The sequence below is a fragment of the Montanilutibacter psychrotolerans genome (assembly GCF_003719825.1).
Classification (GTDB): domain Bacteria; phylum Pseudomonadota; class Gammaproteobacteria; order Xanthomonadales; family Xanthomonadaceae; genus Montanilutibacter; species Montanilutibacter psychrotolerans.
The window spans coordinates 342,003-364,242 of record NZ_RIBS01000001.1; the positions used below are offsets into that span (position 1 = coordinate 342,003).

Annotated in this window: 14 protein-coding genes; 13 read left to right on the plus strand and 1 reads right to left on the minus strand. The window is 67.0% G+C overall.

Annotated features, from left to right (window positions below; all coding sequences use genetic code 11):
* The first annotated feature begins 33 nt into the window (after positions 1-33).
* The 11 genes from EER27_RS01430 to EER27_RS01480 all read left to right on the plus strand — a co-directional run bounded on the left by EER27_RS01430 (position 34) and on the right by EER27_RS01480 (position 15,440).
* Complete coding sequence (locus EER27_RS01430; protein ID WP_123086649.1) at positions 34-1,845, plus strand: TOL_0244 family TonB-dependent receptor; 1,812 nt, start codon at positions 34-36, stop codon at positions 1,843-1,845.
* Positions 1,833-2,417 carry a TOL_0243 family YfiR-like periplasmic protein gene (locus EER27_RS01435; protein ID WP_123086243.1) on the plus strand — a complete coding sequence of 195 codons (585 nt, stop codon included), beginning with the start codon at positions 1,833-1,835 and terminating at the stop codon, positions 2,415-2,417. The genes EER27_RS01430 and EER27_RS01435 overlap by 13 nt, the downstream gene beginning before the upstream one ends.
* Positions 2,414-3,937 carry a sensor histidine kinase, YfiR-like protein-associated gene (locus tag EER27_RS01440; RefSeq protein ID WP_123086244.1) on the plus strand — a complete coding sequence of 508 codons (1,524 nt, stop codon included), beginning with the start codon at positions 2,414-2,416 and terminating at the stop codon, positions 3,935-3,937. Before EER27_RS01435 ends, EER27_RS01440 begins: the two co-directional genes overlap by 4 nt.
* On the plus strand, positions 3,934-4,371 hold the full coding sequence (locus EER27_RS01445; protein ID WP_123086245.1) for a response regulator: 438 nt from the start codon (positions 3,934-3,936) through the stop codon (positions 4,369-4,371). Before EER27_RS01440 ends, EER27_RS01445 begins: the two co-directional genes overlap by 4 nt.
* Before the next feature lies 1 nt (position 4,372).
* Positions 4,373-6,964 carry an EAL domain-containing protein gene (locus EER27_RS01450; protein ID WP_123086246.1) on the plus strand — a complete coding sequence of 864 codons (2,592 nt, stop codon included), beginning with the start codon at positions 4,373-4,375 and terminating at the stop codon, positions 6,962-6,964.
* Positions 6,965-7,391: 427 nt separating this feature from the next.
* Complete coding sequence (gene rfbB / locus EER27_RS01455; protein WP_123086247.1) at positions 7,392-8,447, plus strand: dTDP-glucose 4,6-dehydratase; 1,056 nt, start codon at positions 7,392-7,394, stop codon at positions 8,445-8,447.
* 85 nt (positions 8,448-8,532) lie between these two features.
* Positions 8,533-9,417: a glucose-1-phosphate thymidylyltransferase RfbA gene (rfbA, locus tag EER27_RS01460; RefSeq protein ID WP_123086248.1), complete on the plus strand. Its 885-nt coding sequence runs from the start codon at positions 8,533-8,535 to the stop codon at positions 9,415-9,417.
* On the plus strand, positions 9,414-10,013 hold the full coding sequence (rfbC, locus tag EER27_RS01465; protein WP_123086249.1) for a dTDP-4-dehydrorhamnose 3,5-epimerase: 600 nt from the start codon (positions 9,414-9,416) through the stop codon (positions 10,011-10,013). The genes rfbA and rfbC overlap by 4 nt, the downstream gene beginning before the upstream one ends.
* Positions 10,010-10,894: a dTDP-4-dehydrorhamnose reductase gene (gene rfbD / locus EER27_RS01470; protein ID WP_123086250.1), complete on the plus strand. Its 885-nt coding sequence runs from the start codon at positions 10,010-10,012 to the stop codon at positions 10,892-10,894. Before rfbC ends, rfbD begins: the two co-directional genes overlap by 4 nt.
* Before the next feature lie 228 nt (positions 10,895-11,122).
* Complete coding sequence (locus EER27_RS01475) at positions 11,123-13,147, plus strand: alpha/beta hydrolase family protein (RefSeq protein WP_123086251.1); 2,025 nt, start codon at positions 11,123-11,125, stop codon at positions 13,145-13,147.
* Between the two features lie 310 nt (positions 13,148-13,457).
* Positions 13,458-15,440 (plus strand): alpha/beta hydrolase family protein, encoded by a 1,983-nt coding sequence (locus EER27_RS01480; RefSeq protein ID WP_123086252.1) that lies wholly within the window; start codon positions 13,458-13,460, stop codon positions 15,438-15,440.
* A 1,416-nt stretch (positions 15,441-16,856) separates the two neighbouring features.
* Here EER27_RS01480 and EER27_RS01485 read toward each other — a convergent pair.
* Positions 16,857-18,581 carry a peptide MFS transporter gene (locus EER27_RS01485; RefSeq protein ID WP_123086253.1) on the minus strand — a complete coding sequence of 575 codons (1,725 nt, stop codon included), beginning with the start codon at positions 18,579-18,581 and terminating at the stop codon, positions 16,857-16,859.
* A gap of 182 nt (positions 18,582-18,763) precedes the next feature.
* Between EER27_RS01485 and EER27_RS01490 the strand changes: the two genes are divergently transcribed.
* Together EER27_RS01490 and EER27_RS01495 are read left to right on the plus strand one after the other, a co-directional pair.
* Positions 18,764-20,854 carry a S9 family peptidase gene (locus EER27_RS01490; protein ID WP_123086254.1) on the plus strand — a complete coding sequence of 697 codons (2,091 nt, stop codon included), beginning with the start codon at positions 18,764-18,766 and terminating at the stop codon, positions 20,852-20,854.
* A 71-nt stretch (positions 20,855-20,925) separates the two neighbouring features.
* Positions 20,926-22,182, plus strand: a complete 1,257-nt coding sequence (locus tag EER27_RS01495; protein ID WP_123086255.1) for a DUF819 family protein — start codon at positions 20,926-20,928, stop codon at positions 22,180-22,182.
* The last annotated feature ends 58 nt before the right edge of the window (positions 22,183-22,240 follow it).

The following is a 22,240-nucleotide window of genomic DNA, read 5'->3' on the forward strand; positions in this document are numbered from 1 at the left end:
ATGGCATCGGCGATGGCGAACGATGAGCCGCCCGTGGATGCCCTGGCGGAGCTGAGCCTGGAGGAGCTGGGCAATATCCAGGTCACCTCGGTCTCGAAACGTGCCGAACGCCTTTCCGACGCCGCCGCCCCCGTCTTCGTCATCTCCAATGAGGACATCCGCCGTGCAGGCGTGACCAGTCTTCCCGAGGCGCTGCGTCTGGCGCCCAATCTCGAAGTCGCACGCATCACCTCCTACTCGTACTCGATCAGCGCGCGCGGATTCAACAACGCGGCGGGAAACAAGCTGCAGGTCCTCATCGACGGCCGCATCCTGTACACGCCGTTGTTCTCGGGCGTGTTCTGGGATACCCCCGACGTGATGCTCGAGGACGTGGAGCGCATCGAGGTGATCAGCGGCCCCGGCGCGACGCTGTGGGGAACCAACGCCGTCAATGGCGTGATCAACGTCATCACCCGGCGCGCGTCGGCAACGCAAGGCGCGCTGGTCAGCGTCAGCGCTGGGGACTTCGAACGCACCAGCGCGGTACGCGTCGGCGGCCAGGCCGGCACGGCGGCCTACCGGATCTACGGCAAGTTCTTCGAGCGCGATGCAACCCTGCGCGTCGGTGGTGCGAGCCAGCACGACGGCTGGAACCGGGGCGAGGTCGGCTTCCGAGCAGACTGGGGCACGGCCGAGAGCGGCTTCACCCTGCAAGGCGCGGCCTACCGTGGCGTGCTCGATACCGCCCGCCCCGAAGATCTGCGGACCTTTGGCACCCACCTGGCCGCCCACTGGGCGCGCCCGCTGGCGTCGGGTGGCAGCGTCCGGGTGAATGCGTACTTCGACCGGACCGACCGCGACATTCCCGGTTCGATCCGCGAGCGCCTCAAGGTCCACCACGTCGAGTTCCTGCACAACGTCGCCGGAATTGAAGGCCACAACCTGGTCTGGGGCATCAGCCACCGTGGCGCCGACGATCGCGTGACCAACGCGCCGCGCATTGCGTTTCTGCCCGCGCAGCGAACATTGAGCTGGTCGAGCATTTTCGCCCAGGACGAGATCGCGTTGCGCGGCGACGCGTTGAAGTTCATCGGAGGCATTCGCGTGGCGCACAACTCCTACACCGGCATCGAGGTCCTGCCCACGATGCGGTTGGCCTGGAAGCCGAGCGCTTCGCAACTCGCCTGGGTCGCACTGACGCGCGCGGTACGTACCCCGTCGCGCATCGATCGCGAACTGTTCAGTCCCGATCAGCCGCCGTTTGCGGTCGCGGGCGGGCCGGACTTCCGTTCCGAGATCGCCAACGTGCTGGAGGTTGGTTACCGCTCGCAGCCGACACCGCGGATCTCGTACTCGGTGGCGGTGTTCCACCAGGACTACGACCACCTGCGCACGTTCGAACTCAGCCCCACCGGCGTTGCCTTCATCGCCAACGGGATGGAGGGCACCAGCACCGGCATCGAGGCGTGGGGCACCGTGCAGGTGACCAGGAACTGGCGCCTGAGCGCCGGTGCCACGCTGCTGGACATGGACCTGCGGCTGAAGGCGGGCAGCGCCGATTTCACCGGTATCCGCGCGGCTGGCAACGATCCCGAGCAGCAATGGGTCGTGCGCTCGTCGTGGAACCTTCCTTGGCGGATGGAGCTGGACGCCAGCGTCCGCCATGTCGGCCTGTTGCCCGATCCGAAGGTCCCCGCCTACACCGCCGTGGACGCGCGCCTGGGCTGGCGGCCGAACGAACGGTTCGAGCTGTCGTTGACCGGTCAGAACCTGCTCGATGCCCGACACGTCGAATTCGGCAGCGGGCCGGCGGCCAGCGACATCGAACGCGAGTTCCGCGTGGGGGCGAAATGGTCGTTCTGAACGCTGCGCCACCGCGTTCCGCCATCGCGCGCCTTGCTGCGCTGTTGGCGCTGGCACTGCTGATGCTCATTGCATTCCTCGATGCCACCGCGGCCGAGCTGCAAGCCAGCGAATACCGCGTGAAGGCGGCGTTCGTCTACAAGTTTGGCGACTACGTCGAGTGGCCGGCGGAAGCGTTCGCAGGCCCAAGCGCGCCGATCACGATCGGCGTGGTCGGCGCCGATGCATTGGCCGACGAGCTGGCGCGCATCTCGGCTGGTCGCGTTCTGGCCGGACGGCCGGTCGTGGTTCGCAAGCTCAGGCATGGCGACTCGCTGGCCGGCATGCACGTGGTGTTCATCGGCCGGGCGGAAGGCAGGCAACTGGCGACGGCACTGGATGCGACCAAGGGGCGTGCGGCGCTAACCGTCACCGAATCGTCGGAGGGCTTCCGCCTGGGCAGCATGGTCAATTTCGTCGTCGTTGCGGACAAGGTGCGCTTCGACGTAGCGCTTCGCCCGGCGGAGGCCAGTCGATTGAAGATCAGCTCGCGCCTGTTGGCCGTGGCCCGAACCGTGGTGGCGCCGCCATGAAACTCGACTTGTCCAGCTCGCTTCGCCTCAAGTTGATCGGCGTCATCCTGCTGACGACGCTCACCGCGCTCATCGTCGCGCTGGTGGCAATGGTGGTTTACGACCTTCGCGCCTATCACCGCAGCTGGACGGCCGACGTGACCACCCAGGCCGAGCTGCTCGGCCGCATGTCGGCATCGGCCATCGCCTTCGACGATGCGCAGGTTGCCAAGGAAAACCTCGAACTGCTCCGGTTGCGGCCGCACATGCAGGCCGCGGCGATCTACACCGCGCGCGGCGCGATGTTCGCGTCCTACACCCGCGCTGGCGACGCGCGCAGCTTCCCGAAACTGCCCGAGGCCGACGGCATGCGCATCGAGGGCCAGGAGCTGGTCCTGTACAAGCGCATCGTCAACGACAAGGAGATCCTCGGAACGGTCTACCTGCGAACCGACTACGAGATGCTGAACCGCATCTGGGACTACGTCGGCATCGCGCTGGTGGCGACCGTCATCGCGATGCTGGTCGCGCTGTTGATGTCCACGCACCTGCAACGGATCGTGACCAAGCCCGTGCTGGCCATCGCCGGCATCGCGCGCGAGGTCGTGGAGCAGAAGGACTATTCGCGGCGTGCCGAAAAGACCAGCGGCGACGAGGTCGGGCTGCTCGTCCACTCCTTCAACGACATGCTGGGCGAGATCGAGCGTCGGACCGGCGAGCTTGAGGTCAGCAACGACGCGCTGGAACGACAGGTCACCGAGCGCACGCGTGCCGAGCAGGAGATCCTGCGGCTCAACGCCGAACTGGAGGACCGCGTTCGCCAGCGCACCGCGCAGCTCGAAGCGGCCAACCGCGAGCTCGAAGCCTTCTCGTTCTCGGTGTCGCACGACCTGCGCGCGCCGTTGCGCCACATCGATGGCTACGCCCACATGCTGAAGGAGGACGCGGGGCCGCAGCTGGACGACGACATGCGCCGCTACCTGGACACCATCGGGGAGAGCGCGCGCAGGATGGGGGTGCTGATCGACGACCTGCTGGCGTTCTCGCGTCTGGGACGAAACCCGGTGTCACGCGTACCTGTGGACATGAACGCGCTGGCCGAACGTGCGCTGCGGGAAGCCGGGGGGTCGGAAGGCGAGGCGCACGTGTCGGTCGGAACGCTGCCTCCGGCGTTTGCCGATCCACTGCTGCTGCATCAGGTCTGGGTCAACCTGCTGTCGAACGCGCTCAAGTACAGCGCCACCCGCGGCGCCGAAGCGCGGGTCGATGTCAGCGGCGAAGCCGACGGGGCGGTGAGCCGATACGTCGTTAAGGACAACGGCGTCGGCTTCGACATGCGCTATGCCGACAAGCTGTTCGGCGTGTTCCAGCGACTGCACTCGCAGGACGAGTTCGAAGGCACCGGCGTCGGTCTGGCCATCGTGCAGCGGATCGTGAATCGCCACGGTGGCCGCATTTGGGCGCAGGCCGAGCCCGGCCTTGGCGCGACCTTCACCATCGAACTGCCAAACACCGTCACCGCCATGGAGGCCACCGCATGAGCTACCAACCCGTCGACATCCTGCTTGCCGAGGATTCCACCGCGGATGCGGAAATGACCCTGCGCACGCTCAAACGGCGCGGTATCGCCAACAACATCGAATGGGTGCGCGACGGCGTCGAGGCGCTCGACTACCTGCGTTCGGAGGGCATGTACGCGGGTCGACCCAGCGGCTATCCGAAACTGGTGCTGCTGGACCTGAAGATGCCGCGCATGGATGGCCTGCAGGTGCTGCAGAAGATGAAGGCCGACGCGCGCACCAAGGCCATTCCGGTGGTGATGATGACCTCGTCGCGCGAAGAGGGCGATCTGGTCAGCAGCTACCAGTTGGGCGTGAACAGCTACGTGGTGAAGCCGGTCGATTTCACCGAGTTCGCCGAGACCGTGGCCCAGGTCGGGATGTACTGGATGATCGCCAACGAGGCTCCGGATTGACGTGGACGCGCTGTCGCCCCTGAAGGTGCTGCTGGTCGAGGATTCGCCGGCCGACGCCGAGTTGGTCCTGCGCGCACTGCGCGAACTCGCCCGGCCCATCGAGCACAGGCGCGTGGCCAACAAGGCCGGACTGGAGGCGGCGCTGGCGGAGTTCCTTCCGGACATCGTCCTCAGCGACTTTTCCATGCCCGGGTTCGGCGGCAGCGACGCGCTGCAGATCGCGCAGCTGCATGCGCCGTCGATCCCGTTCCTGTTCGTGTCGGGGACGATTGGCGAGGAAGTGGCGATCGAAGCGCTGCAACGCGGCGCCGCGGACTACGTGCTCAAGGACAACCTGCGGCGCCTGCCGTCGGCGGTCGACCGGGCGCTGGGCAGCGCCCGCGAACGCGAGGCGCGCCAGCGCGTCGAACTCGCGTTGCGCGACAGCGAGGAGCGCTTCCGGACCATCGTCGAGAGCAGCCAGGACTGGATCTGGGAGAGTGACCTGGACACCCGCACCGTCTACAGCAACGGCGCGATCGAGAACATCCTGGGCTACCGGCCGGAGGAGCTGATCGGCAATCGGGGCGCCGATCTCATGCTGCCCGAAGATCGCCGCGAACTGGAACGTCGCCTGCCGGTACTGGTCGCGCAAGCTTACGGGTGGCAGCACTGGCGGCTGCGTTGGCGGCATCGCGATGGCAGTGTGCGGGTGCTGGAAAGCACCGCCACGCCAAGGCACGACGTGGACGGCACGCTGATCGGCTTTCGTGGCGTCGACCAGGACGTGACCGAGCGCCTGCAGCAGGAGATCCGCATCCGCCACCTGGTTCGAATCCACGGGGTGCTCAGTTCACTGGGAAAGGTCATCCTGCGCGCCAAGAATCGCGCGGTGCTGCTGCACGACGTCTGCACGGTGGCGGTGGAGAAGGGCGGCTTCAAGGCGGCCTCGATCGCGGAGGTCTCCGACGGCGCGCTGGTCATGGCCAGCGCCTGCGGCGACCCGTGCGTGCTGGCGATGATCGATACCTACAGCGCCGCGCCTTTCGATGACGACGGCACCGCATCGCTGTCCGGCGAGCGCGCGTTGCGGCGGGGCGAGAAGGTGATCCTGCGCGACTTCACCAATGCCGAGAGCGTTCCCGAGCGCGAGCGCAGCGACGCGAGACTGGTCGGCATCGCGGCAACGGCCTCGCTGCCGATCGGCAATCCCGCCTGGGGCGTGCTGAACCTGTTCGCCGGCGAGGTGCAGGGGTTCGACGAGGAGGAGATCGCACTTCTCGACCGGCTGGTGGATGAAATCGATTTCGCCGTCGACTTCATTGCCAAGAGCGAGCGGCTCGAATACCTGGCCTACCACAGCCCCGTGACCGGCCTGCCCAACCGGACGGCGTTCCGCGAGCAGCTGCAACCGATGCTCAAGGCCGGCCCCGTGGTGGTGGCGGTGGTGGACATCCGGCGCTTCTCCTACATCAACGACTCGCGCGGACGCGGGTTCGGCGATGCGCTGCTGCGGGAGTTCGGGCTGCGCCTGGAGGAGTTGGCCACCGACGGATTCGCGGCGCATCTGGAAGCCGATGCGTTCGTTCTGGCCTATCCCGCGCACGCCAGCCTGGAGGTGGAAAGCGAGCGCTTCGATGCCTGCGTGCACGAGGCCGAACAACGCGCGTATGTCGTCGAGGGCGAGGAAATCTACGTCACCGTGCGAGTTGGCATCTCACTGGGCCCGTTGCACGGCAGCGACGGCGAACTCCTGGAACGCAACGCGATGGCGGCGTTGACGGAGGCCGGGAAGCGCGGCGTTCGCACCCACACCTTTGGCGAGCACCTGCGTGGCCTGTCGGCGCAGCGGCTGGAGCTGGAAAGCGACCTGCGTCGCGCGCTCGAGCAAAACGAGTTCGAACTGCACTACCAACCCAAGTTCAACACGCTCAGTCGGCGCCTGGTTGGCGCCGAGGCGTTGCTGCGCTGGCGGCACCCGCGAACCGGGCTGGTGTCGCCCGACTCGTTCATCCCGGCACTGGAAGAAACCGGTTTGATCGTGCCGGTGGGGCGCTGGGTCATGAAGCAGGCACTGGAAACCGCACTGCGTTGGCGCCGCGACCACCATCCCACGCTGCGCATCGCGGTCAACGTGTCCGCGCGGGAGCTGCGTCAGACCGACTTCCTTGCCAACTGCCGGACTCTTCTGGAACCGCACCTGGCCGACCAGCCCATCGACGTCGAACTGACCGAGAGCCAGCTGATGGAAAATGTCGAACACAGCATGCACCTGCTCGAGGGCCTTCGTGACCTGGGCTGCCGCGTGGCGATCGACGATTTCGGCACTGGCTACTCCTCGCTCAACTACCTGGCACGGTTGCCGGTGGACGACATCAAGATCGACAAGTCCTTCATCGCGTTGCTGACGCAGAGCCCGGAGACGATGGGCCTGGTGACCAACATCATCACCCTGGCCCACTCGTTGTCGTTGTCCGTGGTGGCCGAGGGTGTCGAGGAAGAGGAGCAGGCGAAACTGCTGCGGCTGCTGCGCTGCGACACCCTGCAGGGCTACCTGGTCGGCATGCCGCTGAACGCAGAGGCCTTCGAGGCGCAGCTGCTCAGCGTTGCCTGATCCTGATCCGATGGCCATCGGCCCGGCCCGAGGGTCGAGCGGATCGACGCCGTTCGGACACTGATCGGCCCCACGAACGAACCATGCCGACCGCGCCCACGGACCGGCCGCGCGAAGGTCCTGCGCGCACGCCCTGGTTGCGCCGCCGGCGACGCGTTCCGGGACGCCGTGCATTGGCATCGGCGCCGGAAAGGACCAAGATGGCGGGTCTTTGGTGCGCGCAGTTTCGTAAGGTATTGAAATCCAACGCTGGACATTTCCGCGGCACGGTGCCTCTCCGCGACGGGCGTCGCGGGTGGCAGGGCCGTTCGTGGGCGGCCTGCGTGCCCATGGGGCGCCGCGTCGGGGCCCCCGGTCCCAAGGCCCCGGCCCCGGCCCCGTTGCGATGCGCGTCGCGACCCAACAAGACTGACGATGGAGTGAGCGAGTGCCGACCTGGCTGGTAACTGGAGGGGCCGGTTTCATCGGCGCCAATTTCGTTCTCGACGCGATTGCCCGCGGCGTGCGGGTGGTCAATCTCGATGCGCTGACCTACGCCGGCAATCGCGCCAGCCTGGTCTCGGTCGAAGGAAATTCCGCCTACCGCTTCGTGCACGGCGACATCGGCGACGCCGCGCTGGGGGCGCAACTGCTGAGTGAACATCGCCCCGACGCGGTGGTGAATTTCGCTGCCGAGAGCCACGTCGACCGCTCGATCGATGGCCCGGCGGCGTTCGTTCGAACCAATGTCATGGGCACGTTGAACCTGCTCGAGCGCTGCCGTGACCACTGGGCCGGACTCGACGAAGCCGGTCGCGAGGGCTTCCGGTTCCTGCACGTGTCGACCGACGAGGTGTACGGCAGCCTCGGCGCGGAAGGCCGCTTCAGCGAACAGAGCAACTACGCGCCCAACTCGCCCTATGCCGCCTCGAAGGCCGCGTCCGACCACCTGGTGCGGGCGTTTCACCACACCTGGGGCCTGCCGGTGCTGACCACCAACTGCTCGAACAATTACGGGCCGTTGCAGTTCCCCGAGAAATTGATCCCGCTGGTGATCGCCCGCGCGCTCGCCGGCGAGTCACTGCCCGTCTATGGCGATGGTCGTCAGGTGCGCGACTGGCTGTTCGTGGCCGACCACTGTGCCGCGATCCGGCGCGTGCTGGAGGCCGGGCAGGTTGGCGAAACCTACAACGTCGGCGGTGATGCCGAGCGCGAGAACCTCGCGGTGGTGACCACCCTGTGCCGGCTGCTCGACGCGCGCCGTCCGCGCGCCGACGGCAGCGCCCACGAAACGCTGATCCGCTTCGTCGCTGATCGCCCGGGTCACGACCGGCGCTACGCGATCGACGCCGGAAAACTGCGTCGCGAGCTGGACTGGGTGCCGGCGGTGGGGTTCGAACAGGGCGTGGCGTCCACTGTGGACTGGTACCTCGACAACCAGGCCTGGGTGCGTGGCGTGCTTGAAACCGGGCAGCACACCCGCCGCATCGGAACCGGCGCATGAGCCGTTACACGCACGCCGTGGCGCGGACCGGCACCGTCATCCATCCGTTTGTCATTCAACCGCACGTCATCGGGGACTTCCGCGCATGAACCGCAAGGGCATCCTCCTCGCCGGCGGCTCCGGCACCCGGCTGTATCCGATCACGCGTGCCATCAGCAAGCAGCTGCTGCCCGTGTACGACAAGCCGATGGTCTACTACCCGCTCGGCGTGCTGATGCTTGCCCGGATCCGTGAAGTGCTGGTCATCAACACCCCGCACGAGCAGGCGCTGTTCCAGACCCTGCTGGGCGATGGTTCGCAATGGGGCATGCGCATCGAGTACGCGGTGCAGCCCAGCCCCGACGGCATCGCCCAGGCCTGCCTGATCGGTCGCGAATTTGTGGCCGGCCAGCCCAGCTGCCTGGTGCTGGGCGACAACATCTTCCATGGCCCGGGGCTCAGCAGCCTGCTGCGGCGCGCCGACGAGCGAAAGCACGGTGCCACCATCTTCGGCTACCAGGTGCGCGATCCGGAACGCTACGGCGTGGCCGAGTTCGATGCCGACGGACGGGTCGTGGACATCGTCGAAAAGCCGGCGCAACCCCGTTCGCGGCATGCCGTCACCGGGCTGTACTTCTACGACGGCCGGGCCGGTGACTTTGCTGCCAGCCTGCGGCCCTCGTCGCGTGGCGAGCTCGAAATCACCGACCTCAACCGCTGCTACCTGGCCGAAGGCACGCTGCATGCCGAGCAGCTCGGCCGGGGCTATGCCTGGCTGGACACAGGTACGCCCGAGTCGCTGCTGCAGGCCTGCAACTACATCGAGACGATCGAGGCACGGCAGGGAATGCGCGTGTGCTGCCCCGAGGAAATCGCCTGGCGCAACGGCTGGATCGACGACTCGGCGCTGGAGGCACTGGCTGCACCGTTGGCCAGGAACGGTTATGGCCAGTACCTGCTTTCGTTGGCGCAGCAAGGGCGTGGCGCGTGAAACGGATCGAGACCGACCTGCCCGGTTGCCTGGTGTTCGAGCCGGTGGTGCACGAGGACGCGCGCGGCGAGTTCTACGAATCGTTCAACCACGCCGTACTCGCCGGACACGGTCTGCAGCCCAGGTTCGTGCAGGGCAACGTGTCGGTGTCGCGGCGCGGCGTGCTGCGCGGCCTCCATTACCAATGGCCGAACCCGCAGGGCAAGTACCTGTCCGTGCTGGAAGGTGAGGTCTGGGACGTGGCGATCGACATCCGGCGCGGCTCGCCACATTTCGGGCGTTGGACCGCCGTGCTGCTGAGCGGCCAGAACCGCCGACAGTTCTGGATCCCGGAGGGCTTCGCCCACGGATTCGTCGCGCTCAGCGACCGGGTGGTGTTCAACTACCTGTGCACCGCCAGCTACGACCCGGCCGCCGATGCGTCGATCCGCTGGGACGATCCGCAACTGGCGATCGACTGGCCCGTCGCGGCGCCGCAGCTGTCTGCTAAAGATGCCGCCGCGCCAACGCTTGCCGATATCGTCGCCGACCGGCTGCCGTTGTACGAACCGTCACCGCACGCATTGCCGTCAGACGCATCGTGGGATCGGCGATGAAGATCCTGCTGCTCGGCGCCGATGGCCAGCTCGGCACCGAGCTGCGTCGCAGCCTCGCGCCGCTGGGCACGCTGGTGTCGGCGACGTGCGACGGAACGCTCCCTGGTGGCGGGCGCTGCGAGACACTCGACTTCCTGCGTCCGGAATCGATCGCGCCGCTGATCGACAGGATCGGCGCCGACGTGGTGGTCAATGCCGCCGCCTACACCGCCGTCGATCGGGCCGAAGGCGAGCCGGACCTGGCTCATGCGATCAATGCCACCGCACCGGCGAGCATCGCTACGGCGTGCGCCGCCCGCGATGCGCTGCTGCTGCACTATTCGACCGACTACGTGTTCGACGGCAGCGCCACGCGCCCATGGCGGGAGGACGATGCCACGGCGCCACTGGGCGTGTACGGCGCAAGCAAGCTCGCTGGCGAACGGTCGATAGCCGCCAGCGGTGTACGCCACCTGGTGTTGCGCACGGCGTGGCTGTACGCGCTGCACGGCAGCAACTTCCTGCGCACGATGCTGCGCCTGGCCGGCGAGGGCAGGGATGTGCGCGTGGTCGCCGACCAGTTCGGCTCACCCACGCCGGCCTGGCTGGTGGCCGACGTCAGTGCCACCGTCCTGGCCGATGGCGTGAAAACTTCGGGCGTACGCCACCTGGCCGCCGGTGGTCGGGCCAGCTGGCACGATTTCGCCATGGCGATCTTCTCCCAGGCGCAACAACGTGGCCTGATCGCGACAACGCCACGGGTGGACGCCATCGAGTCCGCCGCGTATCCCACCCGGGCGGTACGACCGCGCTACTCCGTGCTCGACAGCCGGCGCCTTCGCGACGAGTACGGGCTGGTCCTGCCGGATTGGCAGGACGCGCTGCGGCGGACGTTCGAGTAGACCCACGCGGGGGGCGGCCCTGTGCAAGCCGCAAGGCCCCATTACGCCTGAATCCCGTGGGGGTCTTGCCGGGCCCGCGGTCCGCCTGCGCGACGTTCTCCTTGCCCCCGCGTCGATCGCCGCACCGCCGCGTCCATCTCGCCTGACCTCGATGCTGGGAACTGGGGGGATCGGGTAGGCTCCGCGTTGGGGTTTCTACAGATGGTTCAAAAAATGGGGATGGTTAAGATGACCAAGTTGCACCGTGCCGCGCTCGCGATTGCGTTGGCCGCAGGTTCCGCGCAGGCAAGCACGCCGACACCGATCGAGGAATTCGTCCGTCATCCGACCTACAGCAGCGCCAAGATCTCGCCCAACGGCGAGTACATGGCGATGACCGTCGACCGCGGTGACCAGGATGTGCTGACGATTCTGCGTACCAGCGATCTCAGCGTCATCAAGATCAACCAGCTGCCCGACAAGAAGAGCGTCGGTCGGTTCGAGTGGACCAGCCCCAATCGCCTGATCTTCAACTCGGTCAAGAAGGTCGGCAGCTACGCGCAGCCGTTTGGCACCGGCGAGTGGTACGGCGTCAACGCCGATGGCACGCAGGCGCGGCCGCTGGTGTTCTACGGCACCCGTGATGCCACCCAGCGCGGCAAGACCGTCGGCAACGAACAGTACGACCTGCTCGACACGCTGCCCGATGACGACGCCAATGTGGTCATGGAGATCAACTACCCGCGTTCCAGCGAAGGCGCCGGCACCGAGGTGGTGCTGTTCGACACGCTCAGCGGACGCAGCCGTTCGCTGGGTCGTGCGCCGCGCGAGAATTGCTCGATCGTGCTCGACGCCGGCAAGCAGCCCCGATTTGCCGTGTGCTTCGACACCAAGGACGCCGAAGGCCAGTTCGACGAAGAGAACGAACTCTATCGCCGCGAAGACGACGGCCGTTGGACGCTGCTGAACAGTTCCAAGTCCAGCGGCAAGATGCTGTCGGTCGTGGGCTCCAGCGCCGATGGCCGGATCTACGCCGAACAGAGCGACGGCAAGGCACCGAACGCGCTGGGCACGATCGACACTGCCACGGGCGCGTTCCATCAGCTGTTCAGCGACCCGGTCTCCGAGCCGTCCAGTTACATCCTGTCGACCGATCGGGAGACCATCCTGGGTGTCGTCACCGAGGCCGGCGCGCCGCGCGTGACGATGATCGACGAGGAGCATCCCGACGCCGAGTTGTACGCCTCGGTGGCCTCTGCGTTCCCCGGCCAGTTCGTCGACTTCACCAGCGCCACCACCGATGGCAAGAAGATCATGGTGTCGGTGCGCAGCGACCGTAATCCCGGCGAGCTGTACCTGTTCGATCGCGACAGCGGCAAGGCACGCTTCCTGATGCAGGGCCGGCAGTGGATCGATCCGGCCAAGTCGGCTTCGATCAAGTCGTTCGCCATCAACGCCCGCGATGGCCTGAAGCTGCACGGCTACCTCACGCTGCCGCACGGTTCGACCGGCAGGAACCTGCCGATGATCGTCAACGTCCACGGCGGCCCGATGGGCCCGCGCGACAACTGGGGCTGGAACTGGGAAACCCAGATGATGGCCAGCCGCGGCTATGCGGTGCTGCAGGTGAACTACCGCGGCTCCGGCGGCTTCGGCAAGGGCTTCCAGGACATGGGCTACGGTACCTGGGCGACCGGGATCATGAACGACATCGTCGACGCGACGAAGTGGGCGGTCCAGCAGGGCTATGCCGATGGCGAGCGGGTGTGCGTCTACGGCGGCAGCTTCGGCGGTTACGCCTCGATGATGGCGCCGGTGTCGGCGCCGGGCCTGTACAAGTGCGCCTTCGGTTATGTCGGCATGTACGACCCGCAGATCCAGATGCGCCTGTCCGATACCAGCGAACGCGACTCCGGTCGCCGCTACATGCAGCGCGCCTTCGGCAGCACCCGTGCGGAACAGGACGCGATGTCGCCGGTGCTGCACGCCGCCGACGTCAAGATCCCGGTGTTCCTCGCCGCTGGCGCGCGTGACCCGCGTTGCCCGCCCGAGCACACCGAGGCGATGCACAAGGCGCTGATCGACGTCGGCAATGCCCCGGAAGGCCTGATCGTCCAGTCCGGCGAAATGCACGGTTTCTACGATGAGGCCAACCGCCTGAAGCTGTACAGCGCGATGCTGGACTTCTTCAATCGTCACATTGGTGGCCAGGTCGACACCTCGACCAACTACCGTCCGGAACCGGCCCCGGCGCAGGCCCCGGCTAGCGAGTAAGCGGCAGCGGCCCACCGGCCGGAACCGCGGTTTCACGTCAACGGCCACCCCACGGGGTGGCCGTTTCCGTATCCAGAGGCCCGATCTGGTGCCGCTTTGCGGGCCGGAGAGCAGGGCGTCGGGGCAGGGTGGTCGGGATTTTTGACCCCGTCGTCGCGGGGTTTTCCGACGCTGGCGGGTGGGGGGAATGCCGGGCGCCTGGGGGCGCCCCGGGTAAACTTGGCCGCCAACCGGGCGTTTGCAAGCCGCGTCCCCGCCTTTTGCGGGGCGTCGTGCGCGGCTCGGCTGAACTATTACCTGGGGATTCCAAATGAAGAAGACCGTGTTCGCGGTGCTTTGCCTCGCCTTGTTTGCCGCACCGGCGCTCCACGCATCCGACGTCGATGTCGGTGCCTACGTCCGCCAGGAAAGCTTTCGCGACATCAAACTGTCGCCGACGGGGGAGTACTACGCCACCAGCGTGCCCCTCGAGGATCGCACCATCCTGGCGATCGTGAAGCGCGCCGATAACAAGGTCGTGGGCCGGTTCGCGCTGGAGCGCAACAACCACGTCTCGAACTTCGACTGGGTCAATCCCGAACGCGTGGTGATCTCGGTGGCGCAGAAATTCGGTCTGCTCGACGAGCCCAGCGCGACCGGCGAGTTGTTCACCCTCAACACCAACGGCAAGTCCGACATCCTGGTGGGCTATCGGGTGCAGAGCGCCGGCCCGGGCACCAAGATCCAGGCCAAGAAGGTCGAAGATGTGTTCGCCAGGTTGGTCGACGACCTGCCGCACGACGACAAGTACGTGATCATCTCAACCAGTCCGTTCAACGCCGAGGCCTACACCCAGGCCGAACGCCTCGATGTCGGCACGGGTCATCGCGTGCGCATCACCAGCGCTCCGGTACGTCGCGCCGAGTTCATTACCGACGCGCAGGGTGTGGTGCGCTTCGCCAGCGGCCGCAACACCGACAACGCCCAGCAGCTGTACTACCGCAATGGCGATGGCGACGAATGGACGTTGATCAACGACGAGAACGTCAGCGGGTCGGTGCAGCTCCCGTTGGGATTCAGCGAAGACGGCAAGGTCGCCTACCTGCAGGTCGAACAGGCCAGTGGTCCGGACAAGGTTGTCGCGCGCGACGTCGCCACCGGCGCGATGACGCCACTGCTCGCCGATGACGACACCGATCCGCAGGTCGTGCTGTACCGCAACGCCAGCAGCGTGCCGGTTGGCCTGAGCTACATGGATGGCAGGCCGCGCACGGCCTTCTTCGACACTGCCTCGCACGAGGCCAAGCTGTACCGTAGTCTCGAGCAGGCATTCGGCGGCGATCCGGTGCGCATCACGTCGAGTACCAGCGACGGCAAGATCGCGCTGGTGCAGACCTGGAGCGACCGCAACCCAGGTGACTTCTTCCTGTTCGACACCGTCGCGATGAAGGCCGAGCACCTGCTCAGCCGCAGCGACTGGGTGGACCCTGAGCGCATGGGCACCACCACGCCGATCAGCCTGCCGTCGCGCGATGGCCTGACCCTGCACGGCTACCTCACCCGACCCGTGGGCGCCACCGGCGCGCTGCCGATGGTGGTGATGCCGCATGGCGGCCCGTTCGGCGTGCGCGACGACTGGGGTTTCGACCGTGACGTTCAGATCCTCGCCAACGCCGGCTACGCGGTGTTGCAGGTGAACTTCCGCGGTTCCACCGGCTACGGGCGTGCCTTTAACCAGGCGGGCGCCAGGCAATGGGGCGGCAAGATGCAGGACGACCTCACCGACGCGACCCGTTGGGCCATCGCCCAGGGCCACACCGTCGCCGACAAGATCTGCATCTACGGCGCGAGCTACGGCGCCTATGCGGCATTGATGGGCGTGGCCAAGGAACCGGGGCTGTACAAGTGCGCGGTGGGCTACGTCGGCCTCTACGATCTGCCGATGCGCCATAGCGCGCTGACCCGGGCATCCGATTCCGGTGCAACCTTCGCCAACCAGTGGATGGGCGATGCGGCATCGCTTGCCGCGGTATCACCCAACCGCATGGCCGATCGCATCAAGGTGCCGGTCTTCCTGGCGGCCGGCGGCGAGGACGAGATCACGCCGATCGCGCACAGCGAGAAGATGGAGGCGGCGCTGCGCGCGGCGGGCGTTCCGGTCGAGACGCTGTACGTGCGGACCGAGGGTCACGGCTTCTACAAGCCCGAGAATCGCCAGAAGTTCTACACCCAGTTGCTGGCGTTCCTGTCGCGCAGCCTGGGCGGCGGGGTGGCCAGTACCTCACCGGCAGGTGGCAACGCCACGGCGCGCTGAGCGCCGGCACGGCGGCTGCACCGCAGCCAGTTCCGAAGACGGCGCCTCCGGGCGCCGTCTTCGTTTGCAGACGTGCCCGATCTCGAACAGGTTCGCCGCGAAACCCGTCGCAGGCCACGACGACCGCGACGGCGCGCTGCCGAGGCTGCCCCGTAGGATGGGTTGAGCGCCGCGATACCCATCGCTCGTCACTCCGACCGCGACGGTGCATCGCCTGGCCCTTGAGCCTCGTAGGATGGGTTGAGCGAAGCGATACCCATCAAGCGCCACCTCGACCCCGTCGCCGCCGCTGTCCCTTGGCTATCCGACACGCAACGGATTACCCCGACGCATCGGCTGTCGCCGCGAACCATCGCCTTCGTGTCCGACCGGACCGCGCTCGATGGGTATCGCTGCGCTCGACCCATCCTACGGCGCTGCTCCAACGGACCACGCACCGAATCAGGCCGACGCTCCGGCAATCGCGGAGAACCATCGCCTTCGGCTCCGCCCGGAGCACGTTCGATGGATACGTTGCGCTCAACCCATCCTACGGCGCTCCGACCGCGACGATGCATCGCCGGACCTTGAGTCTCGTAGGATGGGTTGAGCGTCGCGATACCCATCAAGCGCAACCTCGACCCCGACGCCTCCCGTCGCTTTCCCGTTGCAACCGGACAATCAACGAATCAAGCCGAGGCTCCGGCAATCGCCGAAAGCCATCGCCTTCGTGCGTGGCGAGATCGCGGACGATGGGCATCGCTGCGCTCAACCCATCCTACGGCGCTGCCGCCCTCGGCAATCGGACACGCAACGGATTACCCCGACGCGCCGGCAGTCGCCGCGAGCCATCGCCTTCGTGTCTGTCCGGACGGTGGTCGATGGGTATCGCTTCGCTCGACCCATCCTACGGCGCTCCGTCGCCGTCCTGTTGCACCAGGCCACGCACCGAATCACGCCGACGCGCCGGCCGTCGCGGAGAACCATCGGCTTCGTGTCCGACCGGACCGCGCTCGGTGGGTATCGCTGCGCTCGACCCATCCTACGGCGCTCCGTCGCCGTCCTGTTGCACCAGGCCACGCACCGAATCACGCCGACGCGCCGGCCGTCGCGAAGAACCATCGCCTTCGTATCCGAGCGGACCGCGTTCGATGGGTATCGCTGCGCTCGACCCATCCTACGGCGCTGTTCCAGCGGACCACGCACCGAATCAGGCCGACGCTCCGGCAATCGCGGAGAACCATCGCCTTCGGCTCCGCCCGGAGCACGTTCGATGGATACGCTGCGCTCAACCCATCCTACAGCGACCGTGCGATTGCCTCCGACGTGGCGTGCAACGCATCGCCGGGAACCGCTTCCTGCGCCCCATGCAAACAACAACGGCGCCCTCGGGCGCCGTTGTTGTTTTTTTCAGGCCGCCGCACTCATCAGCCGGAATCACTTCACGCCGTGCATCCAGCGCTTCACCAGCGGGGTCAGCAGCAGGAACAGCACGCCGCTGCCAATGCCCACCCAGGCCATCAGCGTGAACAGTTCGGTGTACTTCGCCGCGGCGGCCGCCATGTCGATCGCGCCACCTTCGGGAATTTCGATGGAGGCGAGCTTGCCGAACTGCGCTGCCAGCACTTCCGAGTACGCGGTGCCCAGCCAGAACGCACCCATCATCAGCCCGACCACGCGCGCCACCGACAGCTGCGTCACCGCCGACAGACCGATCGGGGACAGGCACATCTCGCCGAGTTCCAGGATGAAGTAGGCCAGCACCAACCACCACACGCTGGCCAACTGGCCGCCGCCGGCAAACTGCGCGGCCAGCACCATCGGCACGAACGCCAGGCCCGCGAACGCCAGACCGATGGCCATCTTGGCCGGCTTGCTGGGGTTGAGGCCGCGCTTGTCCAGCCACGGCCACAGCCACGAGAAGATCGGCGCCAGCACGACGATGAAGAACGCACCGAGGAAGGTCAGCGAACCGGCCGTCTGCGGAACCAGCACCACGTCGTGCGCGATCGCGACCGCCAGGCCGATCGCCATCAGCCCCACCATTGCCTTGGCCACGCCGGTGCGGCCGCGGTCGCTGGCCATCAGTGCGGCGATCATCAGCGGCGGGCTGGCCGCCAGCGAGAACACCGCCCAGGGCAGTGCCGGCACGTAGCCGCCCGGCGAAACGCCGAACAGGTCCTTGGTCAACAACCGGTCGGTGAAGGTGACCCACGAGCCGTAGGTCTGCTCGTACAGCGTGAAGAAGATCAGCACGCCAACAATCAGCAGCACCAGCGAGATCATCTGCTGGCGCTGGACCTTGTTGCATTGCGTCACCAGGAACCACACGAACCACGCCAGCAGCGCCACCGCGATCAGGTGCATCGCGCCGTGGACGGTCCAGGTGCGCTGGATCAGCTGCCAGACCACCGCCACGCCGCCCAGGCTTCCCAGGTAGATCCACCACTCGCGCGACAGCCCGGCCACGCGCTGCGCCAGTCGCGCCGGGTCGTTGGGCTCGGCATGGCCGTGCAGGTACTTCTGGCCCCACAGGAACATCACCAGGCCGGCGACCATGCCGATGCCGGCCGCGCCGAAACCGTACTTCCAACCGTAGGTCTCGCCGAGGAAGGCGCAGATCAGCGAGGCGAACAGTGCGCCGACGTTGATGCCGGCGTAGAACAGGGTGAAGCCCGAGTCGCGGCGCGGGTCGTTCTCGGCGTAGAGCTTGCCGACGATGGTCGAGATGTTCGGCTTGAGGAAGCCCACGCCCATGATGATCAGCGCCAGCGACAGGTAGAACACCTGCAGCGCGCCGTCGTCGCGCACGGTGACGCCGTTGACCACGCGCGCCGCCTCGCCCTCGTACGCCATGCCCAGGTGGCCCAGCACCAGCAGCACGCCGCCCAGAACCACCGCCTTGCGCATGCCCAGGTAACGGTCGGCCAGCAGGCCGCCGATCACCGGCACCGCGTACACCAGGCCGCCGTACGCGCCCAGCAGGTCGTAGCCGGCGTCATCGCCGAACAGGTGGTACTTCAGGATGTACAGCAGCAACAGGGCCTTCATGCCGTAGAAGGAGAAGCGCTCCCACATCTCGGTGAAGAAGCAGACAAACAGCCCCTTCGGATGCCCGAGGAACTCGTCGGTCTTGGGTATGGCGGTTGCAGAAGCGGTCACGTCGGCTCCGGGCGTGCAGTTGGCTTGCGAAGGGGCCGAGTATAGCCGCGGCCCCGGGGGGCTCCAGAACGGCCACACCGTGCAAAAACCGGGGTGCCACTTCCATGGCCGTCGACCTTTGCCGTGGCACGCCGCCCCGGCCTACCATCGGCGTTTCGTCCGCCCGCACACCCGGAGCTGCCATGTCCCTGCGCCACGCCGTCCTGCCGCTGCTGATCGCGGCCGCGTTGCCCACCCTCGCCATCGATGCCGTCGCCGCGACACGCGGCCTGCAGGCGCGCGACCTCGCCACCCTGGATCGGGTGTCTTCGCCCATCCTGTCCGCCGACGGCCGTCGCCTGGTGTTCGCCAAGCGCGTGGTCGACTTCGCCGCCAACAAGTCCAGCTCGTCGCTGTGGATCGAGGACCTGTTCGCGCGTGACGCGGCGCCGCCCAAGCGCCTGACGCCGGAAGGCTGGAACGTCAACTCGCCCACCTTCTCCGCCGACGGCACCAGCGTGTACTTCCTCAGCAGCAAATCCGGTACCTCGCAGCTGTACGTGATGCCGGCCGCAGGCGGCACGCCCAAGCAGGTCACTGCCTTCCCGACCGATGTGGGTGGCTATCGCCTGTCGCCGGACGGCAAGCGTGTGGCGTTCAACACCGAGGCGTTCGTCGACTGTGCCAGCGATCTGGCCTGCAACAAGAAGAAGACGGACGAGCGCGGCGCCCGCAAGACCAGCGGCGAGATCTTCGACCGCATGTTCATCCGGCACTGGGACGCCTGGAACGACGGCCGCCTCAACCGCGTCTTCGTCGCCACACTGCCGGCCCCGGGCAAGCAGGTGTCCACCGCGACCCTGGTCGGCGCCGACGTGATCGGCGACGCACCGTCGCGTCCGTTCGGCGACAGCAGCGAGTACGCCTGGGCGCCGGACGGTCGCAGCCTCGTGCTGAGCGTGCGCAAGGCCGACGGCCAGGAGCCCGCATCGACCAACTTCGACCTCTACCGCGTTGCCGCCGACGGTACCGGCACGGCCAGCAACCTCACTGCTGCCAACTCCGCCTGGGACAAGGGCGCGACGTTCAGCGCCGACGGCAACACGCTGTATTACCTCGCCATGAAGCGCCCCGGCTTCGAGGCCGACCGCTTCGCACTGATGGCCCTGGACCTCTCCAGCGGCCACGCGCGCGAGATCGCGCCGGGCTGGGACCGTTCCGCCGATGGCATCACCCTGTCGGCCGACGGCAAGACCATCTACACCACCGCCCAGGACATGGGCGAGCACCCGCTGTTCGCGATCGACATCGCCGATGGGTCGGTGCGCAAGGTGATCGGCGAAGGCAGCGTCTCGGCGTTCGAGATTGCCGGCCCCACCCTGGCGTTCTCCCGCAACAGCCTTACCAGTGGCGACCAGTTGTTCACCGGCGGCATCGACGGCGCGCCGGTGCGCACCATCACGCCCAGTGCCGGCGACATGCTCAAGGACGTCGGCTTCGGCGCCTTCGAGCAGTTCAGCTTCAAGGGCTGGAACAACGACACCGTGCACGGTTACGTGGTCAAGCCCTGGAACTACGAAGAGGGCAAGAAGTACCCGGTCGCGTTCCTGATCCACGGTGGCCCGCAGGGCAGCTTCAGCAACGGCTGGAGCTACCGCTGGAATCCGCAGACCTATGCCGGCCAGGGCTACGCGGTGGTGATGATCGACTTCCACGGTTCCACCGGTTATGGCCAGGCGTTCACCGACGCGATCAGCCAGCACTGGGGTGATCGTCCGCTGGAAGACCTCAAGAAGGGTTGGGCCGCGGCCCAGCAGAAGTACGCCTTCCTCGACGGCGGCAACGCGTGCGCCCTGGGCGCCAGCTACGGCGGCTTCATGGTCAACTGGATCGCCGGCAACTGGCACACGCCGCAGTCCGGTGCGTGGAAGTGCCTGGTCAATCACGACGGCGTGTTCGACCAGCGCGCGATGGGTTATGCGACCGAAGAGCTGTGGTTCACCGAGTGGGAGCAGGGCGGTACGCCCTACGACGTGCCGCGCAACTACGAGAAGTTCAACCCGGTCAACCACGTCCGGAACTGGCGCACGCCGATGCTGGTCGTGCACGGCCAGCAGGACTTCCGCATCCCGGCCGAGCAGGGCATTGCCACGTTCACCGCGCTGCAGCGCCGTGGCATCGAATCGAAGTTCCTCTACTTCCCGGACGAGAACCACTGGGTGCTGAAGCCGCAGAACAGCGTGCAGTGGCACGACACCGTCAACGGCTGGTTGAAGCAGCACCTGGGGCAGTGAGCCCCGCGGCCGCGCGGGGGGCGAATGCCTTCCGCGCGGCCACAATCCGCCATTCCAGGAGCACGCCGCGCATGGCGATCGACACCGGCACGGCATCGGCCGCGCTGATCACAAACGACATCGTCGTGTTCGGCCTGATCGCGGCCACACTCGGCCTGATCTTCTGGACCTCCAGTGGACCCACTCGGTTCTTCCGGCGCTTCTACTCGGTCGTGCCGGCGTTGCTGCTGTGCTACTTCATTCCCGGCATCTACAACACCATCGGCCTCATCGATGGCGCCAACAGCAGTCTGTACAACCCGATCGCCAGCCGCGTGCTGCTGCCCGCGGCGCTGGTGCTGCTCACCCTGACGATCGACCTCAAGGGCGTGCTGCGACTGGGTCCGAAGCTGCTGCTGATGTACGCGGCCGCCTCGTTGAGCGTGATGATCGGCGCGGTGGTGGCGTTCCAGGTCATGGCATGGCTGCATCCGTCGACCGTCGCCGGCGACACGTGGGGCGGCATGGCCGCGCTGGCCGGCAGCTGGATCGGCGGTGGCGCGAACATGGTCGCGATGAAGGAAGTGTTCGGCGTCGACGAAACCACGTTCGGGCAGTTCGTGGTGATCGATGTCGCGGTTGGCTACCTGTGGATGGCGGTGCTGATCTTCCTGGCCGGGCGCGCGCCGGCGATCGACGCGCGCAGCGGCGCCGACACGCGTGCCATCGAGGACCTCAAGCACCGCCTGGCCAGCTACCAGGCGCAGCACGAACGCGTGGCCAGCCTCACCGACCTGATGATGATCCTGGGTGTCGCGTTCGGCGCGGTCGGGTTGTCGCACGCGGTGGCCACGCCCGCGGCGGCGTGGTTTGCGACCAACGTGACGTGGGCGCGGCAAGTCAGCCTGCACGAACCGTTCGTGTGGGTGGTGGTGCTGTCGACGTTCATCGGCCTGGGCCTGAGCTTCACGCGCGCACGCACGCTCGACGGCGCCGGCGCTTCGAAGATCGGCACCTTGCTGCTGTACATCCTGATCGCCTGCATCGGCATGCAGATGGACATCCTGGCGGTCGCCGACAAGCCCTGGCTGCTGGCGCTGGGGCTGATCTGGATCAGCGTGCACATCGTGTTGCTGTGCCTGCTGGGCAAGCTGCTGCGCGTGCCGTTCTTCTACTTCGCCATGGGATCGCAGGCCAACATCGGCGGTCCGGCGTCGGCGCCGGTGGTGGCGTCGGTGTTCCATCCGTCGCTGGCGCCCGTGGGCGCGTTGCTGGGCGCGCTGGGCTACGCCAGTGGCACGGTGCTGGCGTACGTGGTGGGTATCACCCTGCGGGCGATGGCGAGCTGACTACGCGCGCACCACTGTGCGCGCTTAGCTTCAATGCAAGAGCGGCACACGGCGCCGT

Excerpts from the sequence above, each read along its gene's own strand:
- rfbD (WP_123086250.1), top strand. The coding sequence starts at position 10,010 with ATGAAGATCCTGCTGCTCGGCGCCGATGGCCAGCTCGGCACCGAGCTG.
- rfbA (WP_123086248.1), top strand. The coding sequence starts at position 8,533 with ATGAACCGCAAGGGCATCCTCCTCGCCGGCGGCTCCGGCACCCGGCTG.
- EER27_RS01490 (WP_123086254.1), top strand. The coding sequence starts at position 18,764 with ATGTCCCTGCGCCACGCCGTCCTGCCGCTGCTGATCGCGGCCGCGTTG.
- EER27_RS01480 (WP_123086252.1), top strand. The coding sequence starts at position 13,458 with ATGAAGAAGACCGTGTTCGCGGTGCTTTGCCTCGCCTTGTTTGCCGCA.
- EER27_RS01475 (WP_123086251.1), top strand. The coding sequence starts at position 11,123 with ATGACCAAGTTGCACCGTGCCGCGCTCGCGATTGCGTTGGCCGCAGGT.
- EER27_RS01445 (WP_123086245.1), top strand. The coding sequence starts at position 3,934 with ATGAGCTACCAACCCGTCGACATCCTGCTTGCCGAGGATTCCACCGCG.
- EER27_RS01440 (WP_123086244.1), top strand. The coding sequence starts at position 2,414 with ATGAAACTCGACTTGTCCAGCTCGCTTCGCCTCAAGTTGATCGGCGTC.
- EER27_RS01495 (WP_123086255.1), top strand. The coding sequence starts at position 20,926 with ATGGCGATCGACACCGGCACGGCATCGGCCGCGCTGATCACAAACGAC.
- EER27_RS01435 (WP_123086243.1), top strand. The coding sequence starts at position 1,833 with ATGGTCGTTCTGAACGCTGCGCCACCGCGTTCCGCCATCGCGCGCCTT.